Source organism: Alcanivorax sp. 1008, from assembly GCF_020667895.1.
Taxonomy (GTDB): domain Bacteria; phylum Pseudomonadota; class Gammaproteobacteria; order Pseudomonadales; family Alcanivoracaceae; genus PGZG01.
On the sequence record NZ_JAFMPS010000073.1, the window covers coordinates 1 to 1,130 of the forward strand.

2 protein-coding genes are annotated in these 1,130 nt (G+C 61.1%); one reads left to right on the forward strand and one right to left on the reverse strand.

Annotation, left to right across the window (positions count from 1 at the left end; translation table 11 throughout):
* A partial coding sequence (locus J1C54_RS16275) for a hypothetical protein (protein WP_229150000.1) occupies positions 1–368 on the forward strand: 368 nt, incomplete at its 5' end.
* A gap of 44 nt (positions 369–412) precedes the next feature.
* Here J1C54_RS16275 and J1C54_RS16280 read toward each other — a convergent pair.
* Positions 413–1,130, reverse strand: a 718-nt coding sequence (locus J1C54_RS16280) for a coproporphyrinogen-III oxidase family protein (RefSeq protein ID WP_370635689.1), incomplete at its 5' end; no start/stop codon positions are given.

Here is a 1,130-nt window from a genome sequence, read left to right on the forward strand (position 1 = left end):
CCATCGACAAGCCGATGATGCTGATTATCGGAGATGGCGACTTTGCCGCACCAAATGGCATCCCTGAGGCCGAAGCGGCATTTCTGGCTCAGGGTGGAGTCACCACGCGGGCGATCGTCAACGACCCCGGCTACAGTCGTCCGAACTGGGTGTTCACCTGGAGCGGGCTGCAACGCAAGGGGCGTCATCACCACCAGCGGTTTACGGCCGGAGACCGGATTCTGGAAACCATCCGTCACAGCGGCAGCACCATACCGTTGTTTGGTCACTGTCACGCAGCGAATGACTACAACAGCTGGATTGTCTGCTATGCCAATATGGAAACCGGCCGCAAGCTGATAGAGTTCTTTATCCGGAATCCGCGCTGATTGGCGGTCGCGTTCCGGCCCTGCATGATGCTGCCGGGCCGGCGTCAGAAGGCTTCCAGCACCCGGTTCAGATGACGGATGCCCAGAGCCGAGCACCTTATACTACTGGCCTCTGGGGTAAGTAACTGCTTGCTACGGAGGGATGCCAGGGTGGCTGACAGGGTGTCCAGCGCCAGCCCGGTACGGGCCTCGAACAGGCTGGCCGGGGCGCCCTCGATCAGCCGCAGGGTGTTGAGAAAATACTCCATCGGCAGCTCGTCCGGTTCCAGCCAGCGCTGCTGTCGGGTGCGCTTGTCGCCGGCCAGATAGTGCTCTGGTAGCCGCGTTTTCTGGTAACGCTGGATACGGCCGTCGGCATCGGTGAGCTTGCCGTGGGCGCCGGCGCCGATGCCCAGATAGTCACCGAATTGCCAGTAATTGAGGTTATGGCGGCAGCGCCGGCCCGGTTGGGCAAAGGCGGAGATCTCGTAGCGTTGGAAACCGTGCTGACCCAGCAGGGCGAAACCGGCCTCCTCGGTATCTGCCATCTCGTCGCTGTCGGGCTGCACCGGCGGGTTGCTGTAAAAGGCGGTGTTCGGCTCGATGGTCAGCTCGTACCAGCTCAGATGAGTCGGACCAAGCGCGATGGCCTGCTCCAGATCATCTAATGCCTGTGCCCTGCTCTGCCCCGGCAAACCATGCATCAGATCAAGATTGAAGTTATCGAAGCCCGCCCGACGGGCTGATTCGGCGGCGTGAATCGCTTCATCCTTACCGTGAATA